Source organism: Bacillus sp. DX4.1 (genome assembly GCF_030348195.1).
Lineage (GTDB): Bacteria > Bacillota > Bacilli > Bacillales > Bacillaceae_G > Bacillus_A.
Window position 1 is genome coordinate 3,591,999 of record NZ_JAUCFT010000008.1, and the last position, 24,923, is coordinate 3,616,921.

Here is a 24,923-nt window from a genome sequence, read left to right on the forward strand (position 1 = left end):
AGATTCCACCTCTCTATTCCGTTAATGCATATAAAAATTTTTGTAAGATTTTTTCTGTCGTTTTATTTAATTTCGGTAATTTATCGGCAGGGAAATATCGAATATCTAATCCTTCTTCATCACACTTCATTTTCCCAATCACATGGTGCGCTTGAAAAAGACTGATGACATTGAAAATTTCATCTCCGTTCGGATAGCGATAATACAATTCTTTACCGGAAAGAACACCGAGAAACTGTAATGCCTCAGCCTCTAATCCCGTTTCCTCTAACAGTTCTCGCCGAGCTGTTTCTTCCGTTGTTTCTCCAAGTTCCATTGCACCACCCGGTACTCCCCAATCATACGTATCCGAACGATATTGAAGCAACACCTCTTGCTTTTCATTTAAAATGATAACTGCTGATCCTACAAGAATAAGCGGTCTAGTACCGACTAAATTTCGTAACTCTTCGATATACCCCATTGCATAATTCTCCTTTCATCTCCTTCCTTATCATAGCAAAATTCCTTATTTTTTTGTTCTATGTATTTGAAAATATTCTTCCCAATAAAAAAAGGAAGCATTTACTTCCTTTTTCTTACTTCTAACCACGAAAGCTTTCATATTTCACATCTTCAAATGCTTTCTCAATCTCTTCATTACGATAATGAACATATGTAAAACGTCCTAATTCTACTAAACGTGCAATTTCTTGTAATGCTTTTGTTTTTTCATATACTTCCTCAATTGTTATATGTACATAAAATTTCATAAGTGGATGTTCATACAAAGATTCACCGACCTCCACATATACATCCTTTACCCCTTGAACCACTCTTACATAACTTGCAAACTGATAAACAGCTTCACGATCCGAAACAATTTTAAATGTATACATGTATTCTCCCCCTTTCTTTTTACTATACCAGAAAGAAACAAATATAACTTTATTGAACTATGAATATTTTCTGACTTATTTTGTTAATTATTTACGGCTCAAAATAAATAAGTCATACATTTGTCCCACTCTAACGATTAGTAGAAGTTTCACTTTGTAGGCATTTACTCCATACAAACCGCCCCTCTCCCACATACAGTATAGCAATTAACCGTTTTTTCATTCGAGGTGTATAGGATGTATCCATACGTCAATATATGTATTTGTATTACCCCAGGCTCCAACATTGCAAATGACCGCATTGCAAAAGATTTAGCAATTGCTGAATCTATATGGAAACCAATTTCATTTCAAATTATAGATGTCATTATATTAGATGAAGCATTTCGGTTTCACGATAGTGAAATTAGCTATTTAGAGTCTATTCAAAAACAACCAAAGGTTTCTTCTTTATTTAATGCTTGTTTATCAGAAACGCCAGATTGCGATATTTATGTTTGTTATATTGGGAGCAATTATTTTAAAGAGCAATCCGTTATTGCATGTGCTTACTCGTTAGCCATGCGACAGAACATTACAGGCTATATCATACTTACAAACGCTGCCTCCCCTTCAAAAAACATATACACACTCGCTCACGAGCTCGGTCATATTTTATTTACAAGGCGTATTCAAGGAAAACTTACACATGCCGATCCTCACTCTCTAACAGGCTCTGAACACCATCCATCTTCTACAAACCTCATGCATCCTATCGTTCCTCGTCCTGATATAGTTAATGTTGATTCTTTATTAACAAAAGAACAGCGAGAGTTATCTTTACAAAGCCCTTTATTGCGCAAAGAAAGACCGTAACGATGATAGTTACGGTTAAAATAATATATTCCAGTCCATACAGTGAAACTTTAATCAGTGGGGTGCTTTATCCCCCACCTACCTTCTTTGCTTTTTGCTGAATTTTGAGGTGGGAGTTTTACTGTCCGCGAATAGCAGGATAAAAATACATATCCTGATGTATTATCTAACAAATTTCCAAAATAGTCTTCATCTTCCATAAAAGAAGTGATTTCAGCATCTTCTAAAAACACCTCTATATCGCTTTCCTTCCCCCCTTTCCTTCCAGTAAGCGTTGCACGCTACTTTGCATCGCTTCCCAGCGTTCCATAAATTCATCTAGTGCATCTTCACCTTGTTCTGTTAATGTATAATATTTTCGCTTTGGACCAGATGGAGATCCCTTCATTGTGCTTACAATTAACCCCTCTTTTTGCATCCGAATTAATAACGGATAAAGTGAAACTTTAATCAGTGGGGGTTTTCTTCATCCCCCACTGATTATTAGTTGAACCAATCGGGCTTTTACGGGCAGTTTATCCCCCACCTAACTTCTTTGCTTTCTGCAGAAATTTGAGGTGGGGGTATTACTGCCCGTTAATGCGGGATAAATACTACCTTCACTTGCCATTGTAAAACCGTACTGCGCCAATTTTTCGCTCATTTCATATCCGTATATTTCTCCTTCAGAGATAATGGCAAGAAGGCATCCTTCAAGAATCCCTTTTAGCATTTGACTTGTCGACACAATTTAAATCCTCCCTCTATCTTGTTTTACAAGATAGATAAGCATAAGTATCTTGTAAAACAAAGTAGTATAGCAGAGGCTATTTTGTAAAGCAAAATAGCTAAACATATTTTTTCCAGATGTTTGCAGGATTTCCTTTGTTTTTTCTCTAAATAGAGCATTAAGACTAATCTTACAAATAAAGGAGTGCTTACTTGATGTTCACGAATCGCGTTGTATTTTTAACAGGTGCCGCAAGCGGAATTGGCTATGAAATGGGGAAAGCTTTCGCAAAGGAAGGTGCGAAAGTTGTAATCAGTGACCGCCTTGAAGATCGTGCCAAAGAAGCTGCCGAGCAGTTACGTCAAGAAGGGTATGAAGCAATTGGAATGAAATGTGATGTCACGTCTGAAAAAGAAATTTCACAAGCTATTTCTGAAACTGTTACACACTGGGATTCACTTGATGTTTTAATCAATAACGCTGGTATGCAGCACGTTTCACCTATTGAAGAATTTCCAACAGATAAGTTTGAACAGCTCATTAAAATTATGCAAATCGCACCATTCATTGCGATTAAACGCGCTTTCCCTATTATGAAAAAACAAAAGTATGGCCGAATTATTAATGTTGCATCTATTAATGGACTTGTTGGTTTTGCAGGAAAATCTGCTTACAATAGTGCCAAGCACGGTGTTATTGGCTTAACAAAAGTGGCTGCTTTAGAAGGTGCAGAACATGGAATTACTGTAAATGCCCTCTGCCCAGGCTATGTCGATACACCGCTTGTTCGCAATCAACTACAAGATTTGGCAACAACAAGGAATGTGCCGCTAGAACGTGTATTAGAAGAGGTCATTTATCCGCTCGTTCCACAAAAACGTTTGTTGGCAGCACAAGAAATTGCCGATTATGCTTTATTTTTAGCAAGCGAAAAAACAAAAGGTGTAACTGGACAAGCTGTTGTTGTTGATGGTGGATACACAGCGCAGTAGTTTTTTATCCCGCTATTTGCGGGCAGTAAAGCCTGATTGGTCAGGGCTAATAATCAGTCGTGGATGAAGAAAACTCCCACTGATTAAAGTTTCACTTTATCTTTTAGATCACCAAACAGGCTTATGCTCTTACATGCATAAGCCTGTTCTGTTACCTCGTTTCATTCGGATCCTCATATCTTGTCATTTGCTGTGGGAGCTTCTCAATTGCTACAATCACTCCATCTAACTTACTTTCAATGCGATGCAGTAAATATAGCGTCACAACAATCGGAAACCCCACATTGCCAACCATAGATATCCATTCCTCCATGTGCTTCTCCTCCTTTCTTCTATATAAATAAGAGGAAGCAAAGGAAATTGGCAAAAAAAACAAGCTAACATCCATCAGCTTGTTTTTCTAAATAATGAAGCAATTTCACCTTCATAATTTCCTTGTAAAATTCCTTTTTCGGTAATAATCCCTGTTATTAGATCATGCGGCGTCACATCGAATGCCGGATTGTATACATCAATACCTATTGGTGCAATTTGCTTCCCGTCAAACTTTGTAACCTCAGATTCATCTCGTTCTTCAATAACAATTTCAGCGCCCGTTTTCTTTGTAATATCAAATGTAGAAAGTGGGGCAGCTACATAAAAAGGAATCCGAAAATATTTTGCTAGTATAGCTAAATTTGATGTTCCAATTTTGTTTGCTATGTCACCGTTCGCAACAATTCGATCTGCCCCCACAATGATTGCAGCAATCTTTTTCTTCCGAATCGTATGTGCTGCCATATTATCTGTAATAAGTGTTACATCAACACCCGCTTGCTTTAGCTCCCATGTAGTAAGACGTGCACCTTGTAGGACAGGCCTTGTTTCACATGCATATGCGTGTAGATTTACGCCTCGTTCTTTTCCGATATAAAACGGGGCTAACGCTGTTCCATAGCGCGCCGTTGCAATACTTCCTGCATTACAAATCGTTAAAATACGGTCGCCATCTTTAAACTGTGTCAGCGCATTCTCTCCAATGCTACGGCACACTCTTTCATCTTCCTGCTGAATTTGAAGTGCTTCCTCTTCTAGTTTCTTTCTTGCTTCTTTAATTGTTGTTACATGCTGAATAGAAGCAGTAATCCGATCAATTGACCAAAATAAATTAACCGCGGTTGGGCGTGATGTCGCTAAATAGTTACAGTCTCTTTTAAATTGTTTTTGAAAGTCTTCGATATTCGTAACATCATATTTTTTAGCAGCAAGTGCCAAGCCAAATGCAGCTGTAATTCCAATGGCTGGTGCTCCGCGCACTTCTAACATAACGATGCTTTTCCACACATCTTCAATCGTAGTTAGTGTTTTATATTCTACAACATGTGGTAATTTCGTTTGATTTAATACAGCGATAGAATTCCCTTTCCAGCTTACAGAACGCGGAACAGCAACTGTTGTGCTCATATTCTTACTCCCTCTCCTGATACAATACATTGAAATAACGCTTGAAACACCTGGATATCTGCACCTGTCGTTTCATGTAACAATAATTCTCGACCTAAATATAGCGCTTGTTTTTTTGCTTGAATTCTTCTTTTTTCGTCCACGATTCCATCTAAATCAGCTACATGCGCTAACCCAATTGTTCGTCGAATAATTTCACAACCAGCAAATCCAACTGCATCAGCAAAAATATTTTGCATTACAATCGCTAACCACTGTTTCTCTTTCGTATATGATTCTACTCCTTCTAATACCCATAGTTTTGTAAAGGTTTCTACAAAATTACTCCACGTTTTTTCGATATGATAGAATAGTATATTTCTTTTCTCTTCTTCTCGTGATAGCGCATTTAGCAACAAATTCGCAATAAATTGTCCAAGATCAAATCCAAGCGGCCCAAATGTTGCAAACTCCGGATCAATCACCTTCGTTTCTGATGGAGAAGAAAAAATACTTCCTGTATGTAAATCTCCATGAATTAACGCTTCTTTTCTCGTTAAGAATTTATATTTATACTGCGCTACCTGTAATTTCAGTTTTTTATCACACCAAAGTTCATCTAGGGCAGGTTGCAGTGCTTCTTCGTAATCATTTGTAGTAGAATTTGCAAATGGATCTGTAAATACAAGATCTTCCGTTATTTTACAAAGATCAGGATTCACAAACTGACCATCTAGTACTCTCTTTTCTTCTGATTGCAGCCCAAAATCTGAAGTGTAAAAAAGGACATGTGCTAAAAAACGACCAATATGTTGTGATAAAAGCGGATAATCCTCGCCCTCTATCAATCCTTTACGGGTAATTGTAAGATTCGATAAATCCTCCATTACCGTCACAGCCAGCGTTTCATCATGACCATATACTTTCGGTGCATATTCAGGCACATATTTCCCAAAAATCTGCAGCGCTTGGCTTTCAATTGTCGCCCGTCCTAATGAAAGTGGCCAACTTTCCCCAACGACTTTTGCATATGGAAGAGCCTGTTTTACAATGATACCGCGATCCCCATCATGAAGATGGAACACATAATTTAAATTTCCATCCCCAATTTCATGACAAGTCACCTTTGCACCTTTTTCAAAATACCCATGCTCTTTTACATATTGGATTGCCGTTTCTTCTGTTAATGATTGATATCCCATCTTCTTCTCCCCCTTTTAAATTTCAGGGTTTTTCATCACAAGAAAAACCCCTTTCAACGACGAAAGAGGTTTGAAGTTTATCTTCTCCCCTCTTATCTGTCAGAAAGCTTTCCTTTCTGCTGGAATTAGCACCGTGCCTTAATGGCGCATACGCGCCCCATTTCACAATGGTATTACGGTCGGTTGCTGGGTTTCATCGGGCCAAATCCCTCCACCTGCTCTTGATAAGAGTTGCGATATTTGAATTTTCAAGTTTCTGATGAAGACTATAACAAGAATAAAAATCATTTGTCAACATTTTTATCCCGTATTAACGGGCAGTAATCCCCCCTCCGGCAGGAAACACAGAAGTTTGCTTGGGGATAAACTGCCCGTAAAATTCCCCTGATCAAAATTTCACTTTATTTGTATAGATCTGGACGGCGATCAGCAAAGACAGGAATTCCTTTTCGTACTTCATTGATTTTTTCTAAATCCAGCGCTCCATTCAAAATAGATTCTGTTTCATCTGCTTCCGCTACAATTTCTCCCCATGGATCAATAATAAGAGAGTGACCAGCAAACACATTATTTGGATCTTGTCCAGCTCTATTACACGCCACAACATAACATTGATTTTCAACTGCTCTCGCTTGAAGAAGTAAACGCCAATGCGCTAAACGGACAAGCGGCCATTCTGCTACAACGAATAATACATTTGTTCCTCTTGCAGTATGAACACGCATCCATTCTGGAAAACGAATATCATAACAAATTACACCCGCACACTGCACACCATCAAGTGTAAACTCTCCCGTTCCATCACCAGCTATTAAATAGTTGTGCTCATCCATCAATTGAAACAAATGCACTTTACTATACTCATGTTGCAGTTGTCCCTCGCGATTGGCTGTATACATTGTATTGGTAATACCTTGATCAGTCTGTTTCGCAATGGAGCCACCAACAATATTTACACTATACTGCTTCGCCCATTCTGAAAGAAGTTGTTTTGTTTGCACTCCGGCTTGATCAGCAATTGCGGTAAGCCTTTGTAAATCATAGCCCGTTGTCCAAAGTTCTGGTAATACAATCACATCTGGATTTTCTTTCATCGCTTCTTCTATTTTCTTCTTTGCATTTTTAATATTTTTTTCCACATCACCAAAAGCAATGTCCATTTGAACACAAGCAATTTTCATTTTGTCCGCCCCGTTCTCTTTTATTTTTTTCTTTACAAAAAGTTGGAAAGGTTATATTATTTGTCACTAGAATTGTAACAACTTTCAAAAGAGGTGGAAAGTATGAAACATTTTCAACCTTCCGAGATTGTAACATCATTACCAACACAATTTTTTGCTTCACTCGTCACTAAAGTAAATAAAGTGGTGCAAGCAGGACACGATGTTATTAATCTAGGACAAGGAAATCCAGATCAACCAACACCGCCACATATCGTAACAGCTTTACAACATGCGGCAGAAAAAGCAGTTCATCATAAATATCCACCATTTCGTGGGCATGAAAGCTTAAAAGAAGCCGTCGCTACGTTCTATAAACGCGAATATGGTGTGGAAGTAAACCCAAAAACAGAAGTAGCTATTTTATTTGGTGGTAAAGCAGGACTTGTCGAATTACCACTTTGTTTCACAAATCCTGGCGATACGATTCTCGTGCCTGACCCCGGATACCCTGACTATTTGTCAGGCGTCGCTTTAGCGAAAGCACAATTTGAAACCATGCCATTATTAGCAGAAAATGATTTTTTACCAGACTATACAAAAATCGACCACAACACTGCTGATAGAGCAAAATTAATGTTTTTAAATTATCCAAACAACCCAACTGGTGCTACTGCATCAAAAGAATTTTTTGAAGAAACGATTTCTTTTGCAAATGAGCATGATATTTTAGTTGTACATGATTTTGCTTACGGAGCAATTGGTTTTGACGGTAAAAAACCAACGAGTTTCCTACAAGCAAAAGGCGCGAAGGATGTTGGAATCGAGATTTATACATTATCAAAAACATTTAATATGGCTGGCTGGCGTATTGCCTTTGCCATCGGTAACGAAAGTGTAATTGAAACAATCAATTTGCTACAAGACCATATGTATGTCAGTATTTTTGGTGCGGTACAAGAAGCTGCTCGTGAAGCACTATTAAGCTCACAATCTTGCGTGAATGAACTGGTAGAACGCTATGAATCACGAAGAAACACATTCATTACAGCTTGCCGCTCTATCGGCTGGAATGTTGTCGCACCAAACGGATCGTTTTTTGCATGGCTTCCCGTCCCTGATGGATTTACATCAGTGCAATTTGCTGACTTATTGTTAGAAAAAGCACACGTAGCAGTTGCTCCTGGCATTGGATTTGGTGAACATGGAGAAGGCTATGTACGCGTGGGATTATTACATACAGAAGAGCGATTGCAAGAAGCTGTCCAACGCATCCAGAAATTAAAAATTTTTAAAAAATCGTTGACAAATTAAATGCAATGTGAAAAAATTCAGATATCGAAAAAATTTAAACATTTCTAAATACTTCTTATCAAGAGCAGGTGGAGGGACGAGCCCGATGAAACCCGGCAACCGATCTACAATTGTAGGCACGGTGCTAATTCTCGCAGCATTATGCTGACAGATAAGGAGCTGGTTGTAAAAAAACCTCTCCTTAGCTGAGAGGTTTTTTTATTTAACTAGGAGGTTATGAAAATGAGCGGAATAACAGCAACATATTTAATCCATGATGATTCTCACAATTTAATGCAAAAAGCAGAGCAAATTGCACTCGGTTTAACGATTGGTTCATGGACACATTTACCACATTTATTACAAGAACAATTAAAACAACATAAAGGCACTGTCATTGGTGTCGAAGAATTAACAGAACAAGAACATGTTAATTCTTATCTTGGTAAAAAAGTTACACGTGGGCTGATTAAAATTCATTATCCAGCGCTAAATTTCAGTCCTGATTTACCAGCGATTTTAACAACAGCATTCGGAAAATTATCACTAGATGGCGAAGTAAAACTTATCGATTTAACATTTTCAGATGACTTAAAAGCGGCATTCCCTGGTCCAAAGTTCGGTATTGAAGGAATCCGAAATCTTTTACAAGTTCATGATCGTCCTCTTCTTATGAGCATTTTTAAAGGTATGATTGGTCGCAACATCGGATATTTAAAAACGCAATTACGTGATCAAGCAAACGGTGGTGTAGATATCGTAAAAGATGATGAAATTTTATTTGAAAATTCATTAACGCCACTTACACAGCGGATTGAGTCAGGAAAAGAAGTGTTACAGTCTGTATATGAAACATATGGTCATAGGACGTTATATGCGGTTAATTTATCAGGACGCACATATGATTTAAAAGATAACGCGAAACGTGCTGCCCTGGCTGGTGCAGATGTTCTTCTATTCAATGTATTCTCTTATGGATTAGACGTACTTCAATCACTTGCAGAAGATGATGATATATCAATCCCCATTATGGCTCATCCTGCCGTAAGCGGTGCTTATACTTCATCAAAATTATACGGATTCTCTTCTCCGTTACTACTTGGGAAACTACTTCGTTATGCTGGTGCAGATTTCTCTTTATTCCCATCTCCATACGGCAGTGTTGCACTGGAGAAAGAAGAAGCGCTTCTTGTCTCAAAAACACTCGTTGATGAGAATGAACCGTTGAAGCGTAGTTTCCCTGTCCCATCAGCCGGTATTCATCCTGGCTTTGTTCCCTTTATCCTTCGTGATTTTGGCACAGATGTTGTCATTAACGCAGGTGGCGGTATTCATGGTCATCTAGCTGGTGCACAGGGTGGCGGAAAAGCATTTCGAGCAGCTATCCGTGCAACATTACACGGAACGCCACTATATGAAGTGGACGATACTGATTTACATGCAGCATTGCAATTATGGGGCAATCCATCTGGCGAGGTGAAATCATGAGCATTCGAATCTTTTGTGATTTTGATGGCACAATTACAAATAACGATAATATCGTTGCCATTATGGAGAAATTTGCTCCGCCAGAAGCGGAAACAATTAAACAAAAAATTTTATCACAAGAGATTTCTATTCAAGAAGGTGTAGGGCAACTATTTTCTCTCTTACCTTCTAATTTACGAGATGATATAACTACTTTCATAAAAGAAACCGCAGTTATTCGAGCTGGCTTTCAAGAGTTTGTACAGTTTGTTCAAACAAACCATATTTCATTTCATATTATATCAGGAGGAATGGATTTTTTCATCCACCCTCTTCTTGAAGGACTAATTGCTCCAAACCACATTTATTGTAATACGACTGATTTTTCAGGTGAAACAATTAAGGTGAACTGGCCACATCCGTGTGATGAGCATTGTAAAAATAAATGTGGTCTTTGTAAGTCAACACTTATTCATCAACTCGGTTCACAAGGTGATTTTAACATTGTAATCGGTGATTCGATTACAGATTTACAAGCAGCAAAACTTGCTAACAAAGTATTTGCTCGTGATTTTCTCACTACAAAATGTAAAGAACATCATATTCCCTATACATACTTTGAAACATTTTATGACGTACAAACAGAAGTCCAGCAATTGTTGGAGGTGAGAAAATGAAACAACTCTTTCGTCAATGGCAAGAACTGAGTGAATTAAAAAAGGAATTAACTGATCGTAACTGGTTTCCCGCTACAAGTGGAAACATTTCAATAAAAGTGAGTGAAACCCCGCTTACCTTTCTTATTACAGCAAGCGGTAGAGATAAAACAAAAACAACACCTGATGATTTTCTATTAGTTGATCAAACTGGAAATGCTGTTTTAGAAACAGATCTACGACCTTCGGCAGAAACATTGCTACACACTCACATTTACAACTATACAAAAGCTGGATGTGTCTTGCACGTCCATACGACTGATAACAATGTGATTACAAACGTATATGACAAAGAAGTCTTGCTTTCTAATCAAGAAATTATTAAAGCACTCAACATATGGGAAGAAGGAGCCTCTATCCGGATCCCGATTATTGAAAATCATGCTCACATTCCAACCTTGGGGAAAGAATTCCATAAACATATCCATGAAGATACAGGAGCTATATTAATTCGCAACCATGGCATTACAGTTTGGGGGAAAGATAGCTTTGATGCTAAAAAAAGATTAGAAGCATATGAGTTTTTATTCCAATTTCATATCAAACTATTATCAATTCAAGGAGGCATTTCTAATGGCGCAAATTCGTATTCATGAAATCAACACTCGTATTGAAAACGAAGTGGAAGTTGAGCAATTTTTACAAGAAGAGGGTATTTTATATGAAAAATGGGATATTTCAAAACTTCCAGCTCATTTAAAAGAAAACTACACCTTAACAGATGAAAACAAAGAAGAGATTTTAACAGCGTTTTCTGAGGAAATTGCTGATGTTTCAGCGCGTCGTGGTTATAAAGCTCATGATGTCATTTCACTGTCAAGCGCGACGCCAAATCTTGATGAGTTATTAATCAACTTTAAGCAAGAACACCATCATACAGATGATGAAGTTCGCTTCATCGTCTGTGGACATGGCATCTTTGCCATTGAAGACAAGGATGGTCGTTTCTTTGATATTGAACTTGAGCCTGGTGATCTTATCTCTGTACCTGAAAATGCAAGACATTATTTTACATTGCAAGATGATCGCCAAGTTGTAGCAGTTCGTATTTTTGTTACAGCAGAAGGCTGGGTTCCTATTTACTAAGGTAGTTAGTTGAATAGAAGGAATTGGTACCCCTTTTCCAACCTTTTATTCACTCTACATATATACATCCTCCTATAGAACAGGCTTATTTCACTGTAGTGAAATAAGCCTGATTTTTTGTTCTTTTCTTCGGAATACAACATTTCCCTCACTTTTAATTTTATCAAGTGTATTTTCCAAAAAAATTTGAACATTTTTTGAACTTTTTCTGAAAATTCTGTTTAAAATGTGCTATAATACAAATAATAGAAAAAGAAACTAAAATTGCAAATAGAGGGGGAAAAACATGAGTTTAATTATGGCACTTGTAATCGGTGTTACTTGTGGTGCTGTTCCTGCAATTCTGGGGGCGATTATGGAGGAATTAGAAATCGGTATGATGGGTTTTGTCGCATCTTCTGTAAGCGCTTTATTTTTTGGTTTGTACGGTGCTATTCCTGTTGGTATACTCTTTGCATTTTATATATTACGCCACGCTCGCACAAAACAATTTAGCCGCAATCATATGGCCAAAATCATTCCATTTCCAATTGAAAGATCTCGCCGTGCTTCAAGCTTATAATAAACTGAAAATTTCACTGCTATTTTTTATATCCTCACAAATAATCTACCCTATAAATCCTACTATGACAAATCATTATCTTCCACCTATATGTAACGGTTACTGAGACCAAAATAAAAAGTCCTCAAACGGGGACTTTTTATTTATTCTCTTCTAAAAACTGAAATAGCTCTTGTAAATGAAGCGCGTCCTCTCCATAACTAACAGACACATAACATGTTTCCTCAATCTCAGCATGCATATATAAATCAATACCCTCACGATCGTACTTTAAAGCTAAATAAAATTCCATTTCTTCTAGCATTTTCTTTGTTGTGCGAATTACATAACGTCTTGTCTCATCACGTCCATATTCAAATGATGGCTCAAAATCATATTTTTGTTTAAAGGCAGCTCGTTGCTTTTCATTAATCTCTATACACTTTGCACGTTGTACAGCATCAATCATTCCGTCAAACTTTTCTAAGTTCATCATTTTCCTCCTTTTTGAACAATCACTTTATGTATTTTTTGTATAATACTTGCGTTCCACTGTTTTCCTCGCCTGCTTGTATTAATTGCTCATATAAATCTTTCGCAAGAGTTAAACCTGGTACAGGTAAATCTAATTTCTCAGCCTCATCTAACGCAATCTTCATATCCTTCATAAAGTGTTTTACATAAAACCCTGGTGCAAAATCTTCCTGCAGCATACGCGGAGCTAAATTACTTAAAGACCAACTACCAGCGGCTCCAGTTGAAATACTTTGCAAGACTTTATCTGGATCTAAACCTGCTTTCTTTGCATAAGCTACCGCTTCACAAACCCCTATCATATTAGAAGCAATCGCAATTTGATTACACATTTTTGTATGCTGTCCGCTTCCCGCAGCTCCTTGCAGCTTAATATTTTCTCCCAATCGCTCAAATAGAGGGCAACATGCATCATATACTTCTTGCTCTCCACCAATCATGATTGCAAGTCGCCCTTCTTTCGCTCCAATATCTCCTCCAGATACAGGAGCATCTAGCGTATACACACCTTTTTTATTTCCCTCTTCATATATACGCTTCGCAAGAGTTGGTGTGGATGTTGTAAAGTCAATCGCAATAGTTCCCTCGCTTGCATGCTGCAGAATTCCTTCTGTTCCAAAATAGATTTCTTCTACATCATGCGGATAACCGACCATTGTCATGACAACATCCACGTTCTTTACCAGCTCTTTTGGTGTATTACACCAGTGTGCTCCAGCATCTAATAAAGAAGCTGCTTTTTCTTTCGTACGGTTATATACATATACTGTATAACCACCCTGTAGTAAATGATGTACCATACTTTTCCCCATAACACCTGTACCGATAAAACCAATCGCAGCTGATGACAATATTTGTTTCATCCACTCATCCCCTTTTCTCTAATAAATCACTTACCATCTTTCGGAATTCCTTATTAAAATCATCGTTAATAGCATCTTGCACATTTGAAAATAGGATTACAAATATTTGATGATCCCAATTAAAATTATTAAATGTGTTCCACCCAGCAACTACACCATGATTATGATAGTAGTCAGGATTAACATAGAAACCAAATCCATAGTTTCTTCCTGATGGTGGTGTAATCATCTGCTGTAAACTTTGTGATGAAAAAAGCTTTCCACTCATAATAGCTTCATCAAGTTTTTTCATATCCGTAGCAGTTGTATACATTTCACCACAACCATATAACCAATTCATTGCTAATTTTGGTGCTAGTACAAGTTTTTGTTCTTTCTGTTTATATCCTTTCGAAAAATTCACATCACCTGGCACTTGATTTCCCATACCTGTTTCATGCATACCAGCTGGTACAAAAATATGTTCTTTTATATACTTGTCTATTGGTTGACCAGAAACCTTTTCTACAATATAAGCTAGCACCATATAATTATAATCCGTATATCCCCAACCTGTCCCCGGTGGAAAATCAACTTTTTGTTTCCCAATCCATGTCACTAAATCTAAACGCGATGCTGCATTTACTTTTCCCGTTCCTTTACTCGGCAATCCTGACGTATGTGTCAATAATTGTTGTAAAGTAATATTTTTTTCCATTGGGAAAGAAGGGATATATTTATTTACATTATCTTGAATATTCAATTTCCCTTTTTCTTGTAACTGCAAAATCGAGGTCGATATTGTCATTTTTGTAATCGAGCCCGTTCTGTATTTTGTTTGCGGCGTATTTTCAATTTTATTTTGAACATCTGCATATCCATACCCTTTATTGAGTACAATATGATTTTTATCTGCAACAAGAACTGTCCCATTAAACCCTTTTTCTTGTAAATATTGATCTAATTTTTGTGCCACACTTGCATAATCAATGGATGGCTCCTTCTCTTTTTCTGTATTTCCTTGTACTTGTGCTTCAACAGAAGGGGCTACTTTTGAAGCGTGAAAATCTTTCTTCACAGTTTCTTTCCAAAATAAATATATACTTCCACCTATGATAAAACAAATAAAAACCATAATCATCAATCTTTTTCTCATTAATAAACCTCCAAGGTTACTTCATAATAAATGGTCCCCCTTCTTTCTATTATCGGTCAACAAAAAAAAATCGCAACACTTTGTTACGAAAAATTCACATTTTTTCTTTTCTATATAACCGAACTTGATTCTTCCCATTTTTTTTTGCTTCATATAATGCAACATCAGCTCGCTGCACTAACTCTTCTTTTGTAATCCCTTTTTCACATAAAGCAACTCCAAAACTTGCTGTTAATTTCGAAATCCCAGAAAATTGTTTTGTTTCAATGAAAAAACGCAGCGATTCTGCAATTTGAAAGGCTTCTTTTTCTGTTGTATTCATCACTAGCATAATAAACTCTTCTCCTCCCCACCTTGCAAAAATATGATGAGGTGCTAGTTTAGATTTCATAAGTTCTGCTAACTGAACTAATGCTAAATCACCAAAATCATGACCATATGTGTCATTGACCTTTTTAAAATCATCTATATCAAACAAAATAAGCGCTATTGTTTGATTCATTCGTTGTCCATTTTCCCACATCTCTTCCAATAGCTGTTGAAACTTCAAGCGGTTGTATATGTCTGTTAAAGAATCCATTGTCGCCAAACGTTCTTGCTCTTGATATACTTCATCCAATTCAGTAATATCTGTACATCTAACAATAAACCTGGACAAATCTTCTGGTAAAGAAGCAGCTCGCAATAAGAAGACAAACTCTTCCCCCGCATCATTATACATTTTAATCTTTCTCGCTTGAGATAAACAATCATCTAGCCAAGTGATATCATGACTTGCTGCATAGTATCCATTTTCTTGTACAAAGTGTTCAGCAAATATAATATGATGCTCATGATATGAAAATAAGTCTTCATATCCAAAAAAGCGTAAAAAATTTGTATTACAGTCAACAATCTCATCATCTTCCACAATAAATAATAAATCATTTTGAAAATCAAACATCATTTGAAGCAGCTCCTGCTGTATCATCACTTGCTGTAGTAAAGATAATTGATAGACACTCTTGTTCACCTCTGCTAAGACAGCCTGAGGAGTAATAGGAGCTATAACAATATTTCGTATCCCGATTGTAAGCAATTCTAGAAATTTCGATGTAACTGGCTGATCCCAAATAATAATAAAAGAGCTCTGTGAATTATACATGCTTTTTATATACTCTACTTGCGCACCATTCGATACATATATAATTACGATTTGTGGCTGCACTTTTTCAAACAACATTTTCCCTTCTTCGAAACTACTTGCTAAAAACATACATTTTGGTTGTACATTCGCAACAGTATGTTGGTGATTACAACCTTCTTCTATATAAAGTACATTGACACTGAGATCCTGCAATACGTTTTGAAATACCGTATTCTCTAACAAAAAATATAGTATGTTCACCACTGGGCTTCACTCACTTCATATATCCTGTTCTACTGAATTCCCCACTATTCTTTTTTACAAGAGATAGTTATCAAAAGAACCCAATTGTTGAGGGCTGAGCATCAGCAGGTACGAGGAACTCTCCCACTGACGGGAGGTTTACTTTAAATACCGTTTCTTAAGCTCTGAATCATCTTTTTATTGTATGACAACAATAATAACAATGTTTGTGCGAATGCCTTTTCTTAGAGGAAGTTCAACAAGTCCGGTAAAGATAGCTGCCCTATTTCTTCGTTACGTCGCCAGTCCGGTACTCGTGTAGTTTCATCTACACTCCGTATCCTCCTGGGTTCCACACCTCGAACTGCTCGGCTCTCTTTATCCTCCTTTTTGAACACGTACTCTTATTCTATTCTTAAAAAACTTGACAATTAAAATGAAGATATTATATTCTTTTACAGTAATAACTTACAAAATGTAAGTGAAGAATATTTTCACATTTGAACTTTTACAAATCGAAGCAAAATCTGGAGGATATATTATGACACAGCAAGATTTCTTTACTGTTTTATACGAGCGCACATCCAATCGTGCATTTAACCCTGAGAAAGAAATTTCAAAAGAAGAATTACAAGAAATTTTAAAAGCAGCTGGACAGGCGCCATCCGCTTGGAACTTACAGCATTGGAAGTTTCTTGTTTTCCAAGGTGAAGATGTACAAAGTCGTTTGCATCCAATCGCTTATAATCAACAACAAATTTTAGATGCTTCTGCAGTAGTTGCTGTTTTAGGTGACCTAGAAGCAAATAAAAATGTTGCTCCTGTGTACGGACCTATTGTTGAGCAAGGGTTTATGAAAGAAGAAGCAAAAGAACGCTTAGCACAGAACATTGAATCCGCATACCAACGTGAACAATATCCACGTGATGCCGCTTTCTCTAATGCTTCCCTAGCAGCTATGCAACTTATGCTTGCTGCAAAAGCAACTGGCTGGGATACTTGCGCAATTGGTGGTTTTAATCCACAAGCACTAATGGAAGAATTCAATGTTTCTTCTCGTTATGTACCAATCATGCTTATTACAATTGGTGAATCTACATTAAAAGGACATCCAGCACCACGTATGAAGGTAGACCAAGTAGTAGAATGGGCAAAATAAGGTGAAACTTTTCTCAATGGGGGTTTTCTTCACCCTCACTGAGAATTAGTTGAAAAAATCGGCTCTTATAGCCAGTTTTCCCCTTCAAAATTTTGAAGAGGTGTATTACTGCCCGTTAGTACGTGATCAGAGACGAAGGGGATTCACCTTCGTTTTTATTTTGTTTGTCATTCCCTTGTAATATTCCCATATATAAAACGACATTTTATCACAAAATAACAAATAGTCCATTTCTTACTTGCATCTAAAAATGACGTATTCTGTCGAACTGTGTTCATCCCTTGGGATATTGGGATGTTTTTTTGTTACATTTGTGATACAATAATAACAAATAGATAACAAGTGAGGGATTTTCATTGAATTCATATGGGAGCTTTATTGCAATTTTATGCTACGCTGTAACTGTACTGCTTCTATACTTTGTTGGAGATGCCACTAATATTTCATTGCTACAATTTCCAAAAGACAAAGCACTACAGCTAGAAGAAGGACTACATACTTCACGATTTATCGTACCATTACTTCTGGCTCTTCCTGTGTATGCAATCGTTTTATATAAAAGTAAAAAAGCGTAAAAGACTACCTTTCTAATAAATAAAGGTGGTCTTTTTTAGTACATACACCCTTCTATCCATCACACTCTAGGCATTTGTCCATCATAAAATTAACATAAAGTAATACATAACCATTTGGGCTATTAAAATAAGAAAATATCCCAGTAAAAATTCCACGCTCTGTTCAATCACCACATATGCAACTTACATACATTATAAATGTGAAGGGGGTGATGAGAATTATATTTGGATCTTTTGGATGTCGTGACGATTTTAGAGATTGTAAGAGAGATGATTTCCGTAATGTCCTTCGTAACATTTCAATTGGACCAAAAATTTCTCTTCTAAGAATTAAACATGACGGTTCGTTCCGTAACGTTATATTTGAAGGATTTTCCTGTGGAGTGGCTCTATTCTCCAACCAGGACAATAGAAAAGATTGGGATGACGATGGAAAGTGTAACAATAACAGTAACAGAAACAAATTTAGAGGGTTATTACGTGTTTGCCCAGAGGATATAATTGCGATTGCAATTTAAGTAGTCTATTTCTAATCTTTTAAGTTAATATAATCAACCTGCATGTATTAATAAAAAAACCTGAGACCGATTTCAAATCGGCTCAGGTTTTTTTATTAGATGCTTTTTACAAGTTCAACTACTTCTTTAGCAGTCGACATGTTTAAAGCTTTTTGTGCTAACTCTTTCATTTGTGCTTTTGACAACTTGCGAAGTTGTGCTCTTGCAGGAAGAATAGATGTTGCACTCATGCTGAATTCATCTAATCCTAATCCAAGTAATAATGGGATTGCAAGCGCGTCTCCTGCCATCTCACCACACATACCAGCCCATTTTCCTTCTTTATGAGCAGCATCGATAACCATTTTTACAAGACGTAAAATAGATGGATTATACGGTTGATATAGGTAAGCTACACGTTCGTTCATACGATCTGCAGCCATTGTGTATTGAATTAAGTCATTTGTTCCGATAGAGAAGAAATCAACTTCTTTCGCAAACTGATCTGCTAATACCGCAGAAGCAGGAATTTCTACCATCATACCAACTTCAATAGCATCAGAAACAGTTGTACCAGCTTGAACAAGTCTTTCTTTTTCCTCTAACAGAATTGCTTTCGCTTGACGGAATTCATCAAGTGTTGCAATCATTGGGAACATAATTTTTAAGTTACCATACACACTTGCACGAAGTAATGCACGAAGTTGTGTACGGAACACATCTTGTTCTTCTAAGCATAAACGAATTGCACGGTAGCCTAAGAATGGATTCATTTCTTTCGGTAAATGTAAGTATGGAAGCTCTTTATCTCCACCGATGTCAAGTGTGCGAACAACAACTGGTTGACCTTCTTTTACACCTTCAAGAACTGCTTTATACGCTCCGAACTGCTCTTCTTCTGTTGGAAGATTGTCACGGCCCATGTATAAGAATTCTGTGCGGTATAAACCAACGCCTTCTCCACCATTGTCAATGATACCTTGTACATCGTTTGGTGTTCCGATATTTGCTACAAGCTCAACATGATGTCCATCGCTTGTTACAGTTGCTTCATTTTTTAGTTTTGCCCATTCTGCTTTTTGTTCTTCGAATTTTGCTTTCTTATCTTCGAAAGTACGAAGTGTTTCTTCAGATGGGTTCACAATAACTGCTCCATCTAAACCGTCGATGATAACGATATCACCATTTTGGATTTTTTCCATAGCCACTTTTGTACCAACAACAGCTGGAATTTCCATAGAGCGAGCCATGATTGCAGAGTGAGATGTCCGTCCGCCGATATCAGTTGTGAAACCTTTTGCATATTTACGGTTTAACTGTGCTGTATCAGATGGTGTTAAATCTTCTGCAATAATGATTACTTCTTCAGAAATTGTGCTTGGATTTGAGAAGTTAATGCCTAATAAATGTGCAAGCACACGTTTTGTTACGTCGCGAATATCTGCTGCACGCTCTTTCATATATTCATTATCCATGTTTTCAAACATACTAATGAACATTGTTGCAACTTCATCCATTGCAAACTCAGCATTGATTTTTTCATTATTCACTTTATCTTTTACTGGATTTACTAGTTCTGGATCGTTTAATACTAGTAAATGAGCTTCAAAAATAGCTGCTTTATCAGCACCAAGCTCAGCAAAAGCGTGATCTTTAATTGCTTCTAATTCAGATTTTGCTTTCTCAAGCGCAGCGTCTAAGCGTGCGATTTCCGCAGCTTCGTTCGTAATCGTTTTCTTTTCAATGTTAAATTCAGGATTCTCAAGTCGGAAAGCCTTTGCAATAGCAATCCCACTTGATGCAGCGATCCCTTGAATGTTAAGAGTCATTATTCTCCTAAACCTTCATTTTTCATAGTTTCTTCGATAGCTGCTAGTGCTTGAGCTGCATCATCACCATTCGCAGTGACTTTAATTTCCGCGCCTTGTTGAATACCTAAAGACATAACGCCCATGATTGATTTTAAGTTTACGTTTTTACCATTATATTCTAAGTTAATATCAGCACCAAATTTGCTTGCAGTGTTCACAAGTAAAGTTGCTGGACGAGCATGAATTCCTGAGTCACTAGTTACTTTGAAAGTTTTTTCCATAATAATCTATCTCCTTTAAGTACAGCATTTTTTAGTTGTATAGACGTTAGTACTACACCATCTATATTGTATATAATAGGCGATGTTCGGTCAACCACATCGCCCATTATAATTATAAACATTTTGCGTCAAATTCTTACTGAATGTCAATAATAGCTGTTTCACCTTTCTTGACATTACCTTCTTTTTTCAACTCAATCTGTTGTCCTTGTTGTAAGTTTGTAAAAATAATTGGTGTAATAATAGACGGTGCATTATCTTTTACAAATGCTAAATCTACTTTTAATAACGGTTGTCCTTGTTTTACTTTATCACCTTGAGCGACAAGCGCTTCAAAGCCTTCACCATTTAATTTTACAGTATCAATACCGAAGTGAATTAAAATTTCTTTTCCACCTTCAGATTGAATACCAATCGCATGTTTTGTCGGGAATACATTTACAATTTCACCATTTACTGGAGAAATGACTGTTCCTTCTGTTGGTTCAATTGCAAATCCGTCTCCCATCATTTTCCCTGAAAATACTTGATCAGGTACTTCTGTAATCGGTAAAAGTTTTCCTTCAATTGGAGATACAATTGTTTCATTGATATCTGCTTGTTGAACTGGCTCTTCTACTTTTACAGGTTCTTCTTTTTCAACGTGAGGTGTACGACCTGACATAATATCATGAATTTGTGATTTTAATGTGTCAGATTTCGGTCCGAAGATTGCTTGAATGTTATTTCCAACTTCAAGTACCCCCGCTGCCCCAAGTTCTTTTAAACGATCTTTATTTACATTTTTTTGTTCGTTGACTTGAACACGTAAACGTGTAATACAAGCATCTAAAGAAGCAATATTCTCTTTACCGCCAAGCGCTACTAACACTTCACGTGGAAGTTCGCCTGCTTCTGTTTTTCTTGCGCCATCAGTATCTGTTGTTACTTCACGACCTGGAGTTTTTAAATTCCATTTACGGATTGCCCAACGGAATCCGAAGTAGTAAATAACTGCAAGTACTAGACCGACAACGATTACCCACCACCATGCTGTACGACCTGGTAAGACACCAAATAGCATGAAGTCGATTAAACCACCAGAGAATGTCATCCCGATTTTAACACCTAAAATATGCATTGTCATAAATGATAAACCAGCAAATACAGCATGTATTCCGAATAATACTGGTGCTACGAATAAGAATGAAAATTCAAGTGGTTCTGTAATACCTGTTAAGAAAGATGTTAACGCAGCAGAACCTAAAATACCAGCTGCTAATTTTTTATTTTCTGGACGTGCTTCATGATACATTGCTAACGCTGCTGCTGGAAGACCGAACATCATGAACGGATATTTACCTGTTGTAAATGTACCAGCTGTTAATGCTACACCGTCTTTTAATTGTGCCATGAAAATCTTTTGGTCACCGTGGATAATGTCACCCGCCGCATTTGTATATTGACCAAACTCAAACCAGAATGGTGCATAGAAAATATGATGTAATCCAAATGGAATTAAGGAACGTTCAATTAAACCGAACACAAATGCCGCTAATGTTTTATTTGCATCAATCATTTGATGCGAGAACGTATTTAACCCACCTTGAATCGTTGGCCAAATGAAGCACATCAAAATACCTAATACTAAAGAAAATGTTGCTGTTGCAATTGGCACGAAACGTTTACCCGCAAAGAATCCTAAATATGATGGTAATTCAATATTAAAGTACTTATTATAACAATATGCTGCTAATATCCCTACAAGAATACCCCCAAACACTCCCGTTTGAAGTGTCGGAATACCTAATACATTTGCATATGCTTGATCTGTAAAACCAGTTTTAACTGGAACTTTGTCACTTACAATTGTAACAAATTTTTCTACTCCTAAGTAGACACTCATTGTCTTGTTCATAATCAAGTATCCAACGAAGGCTGCTAACCCAGCTACTCCGTCTCCACCTGCTAACCCGATGGCAACCCCTACTGCGAATAATAATGCAAGGTTTGCGAAAATAATATCACCAGATTGTTCCATAATTTTTGCTACTAGAACAAACCAATCTGCCTTTAAAGCAGGGATAAGATTTGTTAACTGTGGATTTTGAAATGCATTACCAAATCCAAGTAAAATACCTGCTGCCGGTAAAATCGCTACTGGAAGCATTAACGCTTTTCCGACCTTTTGAAGAACACCAAAGATATTCTTAAACATGGAAACCCTTCCTCTCTTTTATATATGGTTAATTTTTCGACAAACGCCAAAAAAGCATGAGGAAAAAAAGATAGAACAGTAGCTATACAAAAGGTAGTATATCCTTTTCTTTAGCTTACATTCCCAACTTTTCTCCACTCATGCCTGATCGAATCAGTAACACGTGTCAAAAATAGGTATACATATAAGTTCACTATTTCAAGCAAACGTTTTCGTTATTTTCTTCAAGGTGTTTGTCGAAATTTGTATAACTTTGCATGACTTATTATACATAACAATTGTAAGCGATTCAATCATTTTTTTGAACGTTTTCATTTCCGACAAATTTTAAAGACTTTTTACGCCTGTTCGGCTTTTACTAATCTTTGCAAGTGCATCGTTAAATAAATACTTTCAGCTTCAAATACGGGAAGTTGTAACTCTTTTTGCATAATTTTTACAAGCGTCCAGGCTAAACTATAGCACGCTGGGTACTCCGCTTTTAAAAGATCCGCAAAGCTTTGTGACTCTTCCACTTTTTCCTTTCTTTTTACCCGCTCTATTGCATATTGTAAATGGCGAACAAGACGTAAGTAATGAATGCTTTCTTTATCCATTACAAGCTGTAAGTTGGTTTCGATTACTGAAACAAGCTGCGTAATGAGACGTGAATTTTGATTAATAGAAGATACTTCTGAGTTTGTAATGGAGCTATAGATGTGCAGTGCAATAAATCCAACTTCACCTTCTGGAAGCGCAATATTCAAACGAGAATTAATAAATTGTACAACTCCCTCGGCAATTTCATATTCTTTTGGATACATTATTTTTGTTTCAACTAAAAAAGGATTATCTACCGTAAATCCTTGTTTTAATCGCTTAATCGCGAAAGCAATATGATCTGTTAATGCAATATGAATATGTTCATTTAATGGAGACTCTACTCTTTCTTGAATATAAAACATAATTTCGTTCATTAATTCGATTAGCTTCTCACTTATATGAGGAACTAAAAGTTTATATTGCTCACGATCACGTTCATTTTTTAAGACAAACATCTTTTCAATCTGTTTTGCTTCTAACATTTCTTTTGCTTTTTTCCCAAACCCAATTCCTTTTCCAATCACTACTACTTCCTCATGTTCTTGATGGGTAGCAATGATGACGTTATTATTTAAAACTTTTTTAATTTCTAGACAATTATTCATAGAACACCACCCTCGCACTTAAAAAGCTTGCTTTTATGTTACAGAACATTCTTCTTTTTCGTCAATGTAAAACATCTACCATTTTAGAAAATGTCGTTTTTTAGACATGATTGTATGAGATGCGTATAATGTAAGAACAGCTGTACATAGAAAGGAGTAACAACTATGATTAAAATGTTTGTTAGCGATATTGACGGTACCATGATGCAACACGGAGGTATCATTGACGATCAAGATATTACTGCACTGCGCAGCCTTGCTGAGCAAAATGTGATTCTTTGCTTCGCTTCCGGGAGACTTGATAATGAAATTGCCAAATTAATGAAAGAGGTCGGTACAAACTTCCATCGCATTAGTGTAAACGGTGTGTTTGTATATACCCATGAAGATAAACAATTATTATCAGCAACATTTGACTCCAATATTTTACCTGATTTATTATCTATGACAAAAGAAGCGCCTTACTTTCGTTATGTGAGTGATGAGCATAATTATTACATTGAAGAAAAAACGCCTTTTATTCACGAACTGGAAAAGCAAGTCACGATGACTTCTGTTGAAGAACCAAACTTGTTACAAAAAATTGATGATACAATCTTTCCAAATAAAATTTCTGTCGGTGGTATAAAGGAAGACTTACAAGTCCTACAGAAAAAAATTGATGAAAAATTCCATGGAAAAGTCAGTACTTTTATTTCTGCTGAACAATGCTTAGATGTCATGCCACCAAATATTAGTAAAGGTTCTGCTATCTCCATTTTATTACAAGAATTTCAAATTCGTCCTGAAGAAATTGCTTGCATCGGTGATTCTTACAACGATATTCCCATGTTTTCGTTAACACCACACAGCTTTGCAATGTCACAAGCTGATCATGCTGTGAAAGAACACGCACAACATGTCGTTTCTTCCGTAAAAGATGCTGTAGGGTACGTTCTTTCTTACAATGCAAAACAACATAAAAATACGACTCACTCCTTATAAGGAGTGAGTC

General features: G+C 36.8%; 27 protein-coding genes, 2 pseudogenes and 2 riboswitches. Of the genes and pseudogenes, 12 read left to right on the forward strand and 17 right to left on the reverse strand.

Annotation, left to right across the window (positions count from 1 at the left end):
- Positions 1-13 precede the first annotated feature (13 nt).
- Both QUF99_RS21160 and QUF99_RS21165 read right to left on the reverse strand, forming a co-directional pair.
- Positions 14-463: an NUDIX hydrolase gene (locus tag QUF99_RS21160; protein WP_289372626.1), complete on the reverse strand. Its 450-nt coding sequence runs from the start codon at positions 461-463 to the stop codon at positions 14-16.
- 121 nt (positions 464-584) lie between these two features.
- Complete coding sequence (locus QUF99_RS21165; RefSeq protein WP_289372629.1) at positions 585-878, reverse strand: DUF3928 family protein; 294 nt, start codon at positions 876-878, stop codon at positions 585-587.
- Between the two features lie 237 nt (positions 879-1,115).
- Between QUF99_RS21165 and QUF99_RS21170 the strand changes: the two genes are divergently transcribed.
- Entirely contained in the window at positions 1,116-1,733 is a 618-nt protein-coding gene (locus tag QUF99_RS21170) for an ImmA/IrrE family metallo-endopeptidase (protein ID WP_289372631.1), read from the forward strand.
- Between the two features lie 50 nt (positions 1,734-1,783).
- Here the strand turns inward: QUF99_RS21170 and QUF99_RS21175 are convergent, their stop codons facing one another.
- From QUF99_RS21175 to QUF99_RS21185, 3 genes and pseudogenes are all read right to left on the reverse strand, one after another.
- Entirely contained in the window at positions 1,784-1,966 is a 183-nt protein-coding gene (locus QUF99_RS21175) for a hypothetical protein (protein ID WP_289372633.1), read from the reverse strand.
- 2 nt (positions 1,967-1,968) lie between these two features.
- Positions 1,969-2,169 (reverse strand): annotated as a pseudogene (locus tag QUF99_RS21180) (PadR family transcriptional regulator); the annotation flags it as partial.
- A 90-nt stretch (positions 2,170-2,259) separates the two neighbouring features.
- Positions 2,260-2,460: a PadR family transcriptional regulator gene (locus QUF99_RS21185; RefSeq protein ID WP_483298612.1), complete on the reverse strand. Its 201-nt coding sequence runs from the start codon at positions 2,458-2,460 to the stop codon at positions 2,260-2,262.
- A gap of 197 nt (positions 2,461-2,657) precedes the next feature.
- Here QUF99_RS21185 and QUF99_RS21190 point away from each other — a divergent pair, with 197 nt between their 5' ends.
- The gene (locus QUF99_RS21190) at positions 2,658-3,434 is read left to right on the forward strand and encodes a 3-hydroxybutyrate dehydrogenase (RefSeq protein WP_289372636.1); all 777 of its coding nucleotides are present in this window, start codon (positions 2,658-2,660) and stop codon (positions 3,432-3,434) included.
- Positions 3,435-3,585: 151 nt separating this feature from the next.
- Here the strand turns inward: QUF99_RS21190 and QUF99_RS21195 are convergent, their stop codons facing one another.
- From QUF99_RS21195 to QUF99_RS21210, 4 genes and pseudogenes are all read right to left on the reverse strand, one after another.
- Positions 3,586-3,747 (reverse strand): YvrJ family protein, encoded by a 162-nt coding sequence (locus tag QUF99_RS21195; protein ID WP_289372638.1) that lies wholly within the window; start codon positions 3,745-3,747, stop codon positions 3,586-3,588.
- A gap of 74 nt (positions 3,748-3,821) precedes the next feature.
- The gene (gene mtnA / locus QUF99_RS21200; protein WP_289372641.1) at positions 3,822-4,877 is read right to left on the reverse strand and encodes an S-methyl-5-thioribose-1-phosphate isomerase; all 1,056 of its coding nucleotides are present in this window, start codon (positions 4,875-4,877) and stop codon (positions 3,822-3,824) included.
- Entirely contained in the window at positions 4,874-6,058 is a 1,185-nt protein-coding gene (gene mtnK, locus QUF99_RS21205; protein ID WP_289372643.1) for an S-methyl-5-thioribose kinase, read from the reverse strand. The genes mtnA and mtnK overlap by 4 nt, the downstream gene beginning before the upstream one ends.
- A gap of 89 nt (positions 6,059-6,147) precedes the next feature.
- A riboswitch (SAM riboswitch) is annotated at positions 6,148-6,289 on the reverse strand.
- Positions 6,290-6,459: 170 nt separating this feature from the next.
- Positions 6,460-7,327 (reverse strand): annotated as a pseudogene (locus tag QUF99_RS21210) (carbon-nitrogen family hydrolase).
- Between the two features lie 14 nt (positions 7,328-7,341).
- Here QUF99_RS21210 and QUF99_RS21215 point away from each other — a divergent pair.
- The 6 genes from QUF99_RS21215 (at position 7,342) to QUF99_RS21240 (ending at position 12,342) form a co-directional block, all read left to right on the forward strand.
- The gene (locus QUF99_RS21215) at positions 7,342-8,532 is read left to right on the forward strand and encodes a pyridoxal phosphate-dependent aminotransferase (protein WP_289372645.1); all 1,191 of its coding nucleotides are present in this window, start codon (positions 7,342-7,344) and stop codon (positions 8,530-8,532) included.
- 52 nt (positions 8,533-8,584) lie between these two features.
- Positions 8,585-8,690, forward strand: a riboswitch (SAM riboswitch).
- A gap of 64 nt (positions 8,691-8,754) precedes the next feature.
- Positions 8,755-9,999 (forward strand): 2,3-diketo-5-methylthiopentyl-1-phosphate enolase, encoded by a 1,245-nt coding sequence (gene mtnW / locus QUF99_RS21220; protein ID WP_289372646.1) that lies wholly within the window; start codon positions 8,755-8,757, stop codon positions 9,997-9,999.
- Complete coding sequence (locus tag QUF99_RS21225; RefSeq protein ID WP_289372648.1) at positions 9,996-10,655, forward strand: 2-hydroxy-3-keto-5-methylthiopentenyl-1-phosphate phosphatase; 660 nt, start codon at positions 9,996-9,998, stop codon at positions 10,653-10,655. The genes mtnW and QUF99_RS21225 overlap by 4 nt, the downstream gene beginning before the upstream one ends.
- A complete protein-coding gene (locus QUF99_RS21230; RefSeq protein WP_289372650.1) occupies positions 10,652-11,290 on the forward strand; it encodes a methylthioribulose 1-phosphate dehydratase in 639 nt (212 codons plus the stop codon). Before QUF99_RS21225 ends, QUF99_RS21230 begins: the two co-directional genes overlap by 4 nt.
- Entirely contained in the window at positions 11,268-11,780 is a 513-nt protein-coding gene (locus QUF99_RS21235) for a 1,2-dihydroxy-3-keto-5-methylthiopentene dioxygenase (protein ID WP_289372652.1), read from the forward strand. Before QUF99_RS21230 ends, QUF99_RS21235 begins: the two co-directional genes overlap by 23 nt.
- A 286-nt stretch (positions 11,781-12,066) precedes the next feature.
- On the forward strand, positions 12,067-12,342 hold the full coding sequence (locus QUF99_RS21240; protein WP_289372654.1) for a hypothetical protein: 276 nt from the start codon (positions 12,067-12,069) through the stop codon (positions 12,340-12,342).
- Between the two features lie 139 nt (positions 12,343-12,481).
- Here the strand turns inward: QUF99_RS21240 and QUF99_RS21245 are convergent, their stop codons facing one another.
- From QUF99_RS21245 to QUF99_RS21260, 4 genes are all read right to left on the reverse strand, one after another.
- Positions 12,482-12,814: a DUF3909 family protein gene (locus QUF99_RS21245; RefSeq protein ID WP_289372656.1), complete on the reverse strand. Its 333-nt coding sequence runs from the start codon at positions 12,812-12,814 to the stop codon at positions 12,482-12,484.
- A gap of 22 nt (positions 12,815-12,836) precedes the next feature.
- The gene (locus tag QUF99_RS21250; protein ID WP_289372657.1) at positions 12,837-13,718 is read right to left on the reverse strand and encodes an NAD(P)-dependent oxidoreductase; all 882 of its coding nucleotides are present in this window, start codon (positions 13,716-13,718) and stop codon (positions 12,837-12,839) included.
- Between the two features lie 4 nt (positions 13,719-13,722).
- Entirely contained in the window at positions 13,723-14,853 is a 1,131-nt protein-coding gene (locus QUF99_RS21255) for a serine hydrolase domain-containing protein (RefSeq protein ID WP_289372658.1), read from the reverse strand.
- 94 nt (positions 14,854-14,947) lie between these two features.
- Positions 14,948-16,240 carry a GGDEF domain-containing protein gene (locus tag QUF99_RS21260; RefSeq protein WP_289374727.1) on the reverse strand — a complete coding sequence of 431 codons (1,293 nt, stop codon included), beginning with the start codon at positions 16,238-16,240 and terminating at the stop codon, positions 14,948-14,950.
- 523 nt (positions 16,241-16,763) lie between these two features.
- Between QUF99_RS21260 and QUF99_RS21265 the strand changes: the two genes are divergently transcribed.
- The 3 genes from QUF99_RS21265 to QUF99_RS21275 all read left to right on the forward strand — a co-directional run bounded on the left by QUF99_RS21265 (position 16,764) and on the right by QUF99_RS21275 (position 18,474).
- Positions 16,764-17,381, forward strand: a complete 618-nt coding sequence (locus QUF99_RS21265) for a nitroreductase family protein (RefSeq protein WP_289372659.1) — start codon at positions 16,764-16,766, stop codon at positions 17,379-17,381.
- Between the two features lie 356 nt (positions 17,382-17,737).
- A complete protein-coding gene (locus QUF99_RS21270; protein WP_289372660.1) occupies positions 17,738-17,956 on the forward strand; it encodes a hypothetical protein in 219 nt (72 codons plus the stop codon).
- 212 nt (positions 17,957-18,168) lie between these two features.
- Positions 18,169-18,474, forward strand: a complete 306-nt coding sequence (locus QUF99_RS21275; protein WP_289372662.1) for a DUF3915 family protein — start codon at positions 18,169-18,171, stop codon at positions 18,472-18,474.
- A 95-nt stretch (positions 18,475-18,569) separates the two neighbouring features.
- Here QUF99_RS21275 and ptsP read toward each other — a convergent pair whose 3' ends face one another.
- The 4 genes from ptsP to glcT form a co-directional block, all read right to left on the reverse strand.
- Positions 18,570-20,282, reverse strand: a complete 1,713-nt coding sequence (ptsP, locus tag QUF99_RS21280) for a phosphoenolpyruvate--protein phosphotransferase (RefSeq protein ID WP_289372664.1) — start codon at positions 20,280-20,282, stop codon at positions 18,570-18,572.
- Positions 20,282-20,545: a phosphocarrier protein HPr gene (ptsH, locus tag QUF99_RS21285; RefSeq protein ID WP_289372665.1), complete on the reverse strand. Its 264-nt coding sequence runs from the start codon at positions 20,543-20,545 to the stop codon at positions 20,282-20,284. Before ptsH ends, ptsP begins: the two co-directional genes overlap by 1 nt.
- A 136-nt stretch (positions 20,546-20,681) precedes the next feature.
- Entirely contained in the window at positions 20,682-22,742 is a 2,061-nt protein-coding gene (gene ptsG, locus QUF99_RS21290) for a glucose-specific PTS transporter subunit IIBC (protein ID WP_289372668.1), read from the reverse strand.
- Between the two features lie 338 nt (positions 22,743-23,080).
- Complete coding sequence (gene glcT, locus QUF99_RS21295) at positions 23,081-23,929, reverse strand: glucose PTS transporter transcription antiterminator GlcT (protein WP_289372670.1); 849 nt, start codon at positions 23,927-23,929, stop codon at positions 23,081-23,083.
- 165 nt (positions 23,930-24,094) lie between these two features.
- Between glcT and QUF99_RS21300 the strand changes: the two genes are divergently transcribed.
- Positions 24,095-24,913: an HAD family hydrolase gene (locus QUF99_RS21300; protein ID WP_289372671.1), complete on the forward strand. Its 819-nt coding sequence runs from the start codon at positions 24,095-24,097 to the stop codon at positions 24,911-24,913.
- Positions 24,914-24,923: the final 10 nt, after the last annotated feature.

Excerpts from the sequence above, each read along its gene's own strand:
- QUF99_RS21160 (WP_289372626.1), bottom strand. The coding sequence starts at position 463 with ATGGGGTATATCGAAGAGTTACGAAATTTAGTCGGTACTAGACCGCTT.
- QUF99_RS21165 (WP_289372629.1), bottom strand. The coding sequence starts at position 878 with ATGTATACATTTAAAATTGTTTCGGATCGTGAAGCTGTTTATCAGTTT.
- QUF99_RS21170 (WP_289372631.1), top strand. The coding sequence starts at position 1,116 with ATGTATCCATACGTCAATATATGTATTTGTATTACCCCAGGCTCCAAC.
- QUF99_RS21190 (WP_289372636.1), top strand. The coding sequence starts at position 2,658 with ATGTTCACGAATCGCGTTGTATTTTTAACAGGTGCCGCAAGCGGAATT.
- QUF99_RS21195 (WP_289372638.1), bottom strand. The coding sequence starts at position 3,747 with ATGGAGGAATGGATATCTATGGTTGGCAATGTGGGGTTTCCGATTGTT.
- mtnA (WP_289372641.1), bottom strand. The coding sequence starts at position 4,877 with ATGAGCACAACAGTTGCTGTTCCGCGTTCTGTAAGCTGGAAAGGGAAT.
- mtnK (WP_289372643.1), bottom strand. The coding sequence starts at position 6,058 with ATGGGATATCAATCATTAACAGAAGAAACGGCAATCCAATATGTAAAA.
- QUF99_RS21215 (WP_289372645.1), top strand. The coding sequence starts at position 7,342 with ATGAAACATTTTCAACCTTCCGAGATTGTAACATCATTACCAACACAA.
- mtnW (WP_289372646.1), top strand. The coding sequence starts at position 8,755 with ATGAGCGGAATAACAGCAACATATTTAATCCATGATGATTCTCACAAT.
- QUF99_RS21225 (WP_289372648.1), top strand. The coding sequence starts at position 9,996 with ATGAGCATTCGAATCTTTTGTGATTTTGATGGCACAATTACAAATAAC.
- QUF99_RS21230 (WP_289372650.1), top strand. The coding sequence starts at position 10,652 with ATGAAACAACTCTTTCGTCAATGGCAAGAACTGAGTGAATTAAAAAAG.
- QUF99_RS21235 (WP_289372652.1), top strand. The coding sequence starts at position 11,268 with ATGGCGCAAATTCGTATTCATGAAATCAACACTCGTATTGAAAACGAA.
- QUF99_RS21240 (WP_289372654.1), top strand. The coding sequence starts at position 12,067 with ATGAGTTTAATTATGGCACTTGTAATCGGTGTTACTTGTGGTGCTGTT.
- QUF99_RS21245 (WP_289372656.1), bottom strand. The coding sequence starts at position 12,814 with ATGAACTTAGAAAAGTTTGACGGAATGATTGATGCTGTACAACGTGCA.
- QUF99_RS21250 (WP_289372657.1), bottom strand. The coding sequence starts at position 13,718 with ATGAAACAAATATTGTCATCAGCTGCGATTGGTTTTATCGGTACAGGT.
- QUF99_RS21255 (WP_289372658.1), bottom strand. The coding sequence starts at position 14,853 with ATGAGAAAAAGATTGATGATTATGGTTTTTATTTGTTTTATCATAGGT.
- QUF99_RS21265 (WP_289372659.1), top strand. The coding sequence starts at position 16,764 with ATGACACAGCAAGATTTCTTTACTGTTTTATACGAGCGCACATCCAAT.
- QUF99_RS21275 (WP_289372662.1), top strand. The coding sequence starts at position 18,169 with ATGAGAATTATATTTGGATCTTTTGGATGTCGTGACGATTTTAGAGAT.
- ptsP (WP_289372664.1), bottom strand. The coding sequence starts at position 20,282 with ATGACTCTTAACATTCAAGGGATCGCTGCATCAAGTGGGATTGCTATT.
- ptsH (WP_289372665.1), bottom strand. The coding sequence starts at position 20,545 with ATGGAAAAAACTTTCAAAGTAACTAGTGACTCAGGAATTCATGCTCGT.
- ptsG (WP_289372668.1), bottom strand. The coding sequence starts at position 22,742 with ATGTTTAAGAATATCTTTGGTGTTCTTCAAAAGGTCGGAAAAGCGTTA.
- glcT (WP_289372670.1), bottom strand. The coding sequence starts at position 23,929 with ATGAATAATTGTCTAGAAATTAAAAAAGTTTTAAATAATAACGTCATC.
- QUF99_RS21300 (WP_289372671.1), top strand. The coding sequence starts at position 24,095 with ATGATTAAAATGTTTGTTAGCGATATTGACGGTACCATGATGCAACAC.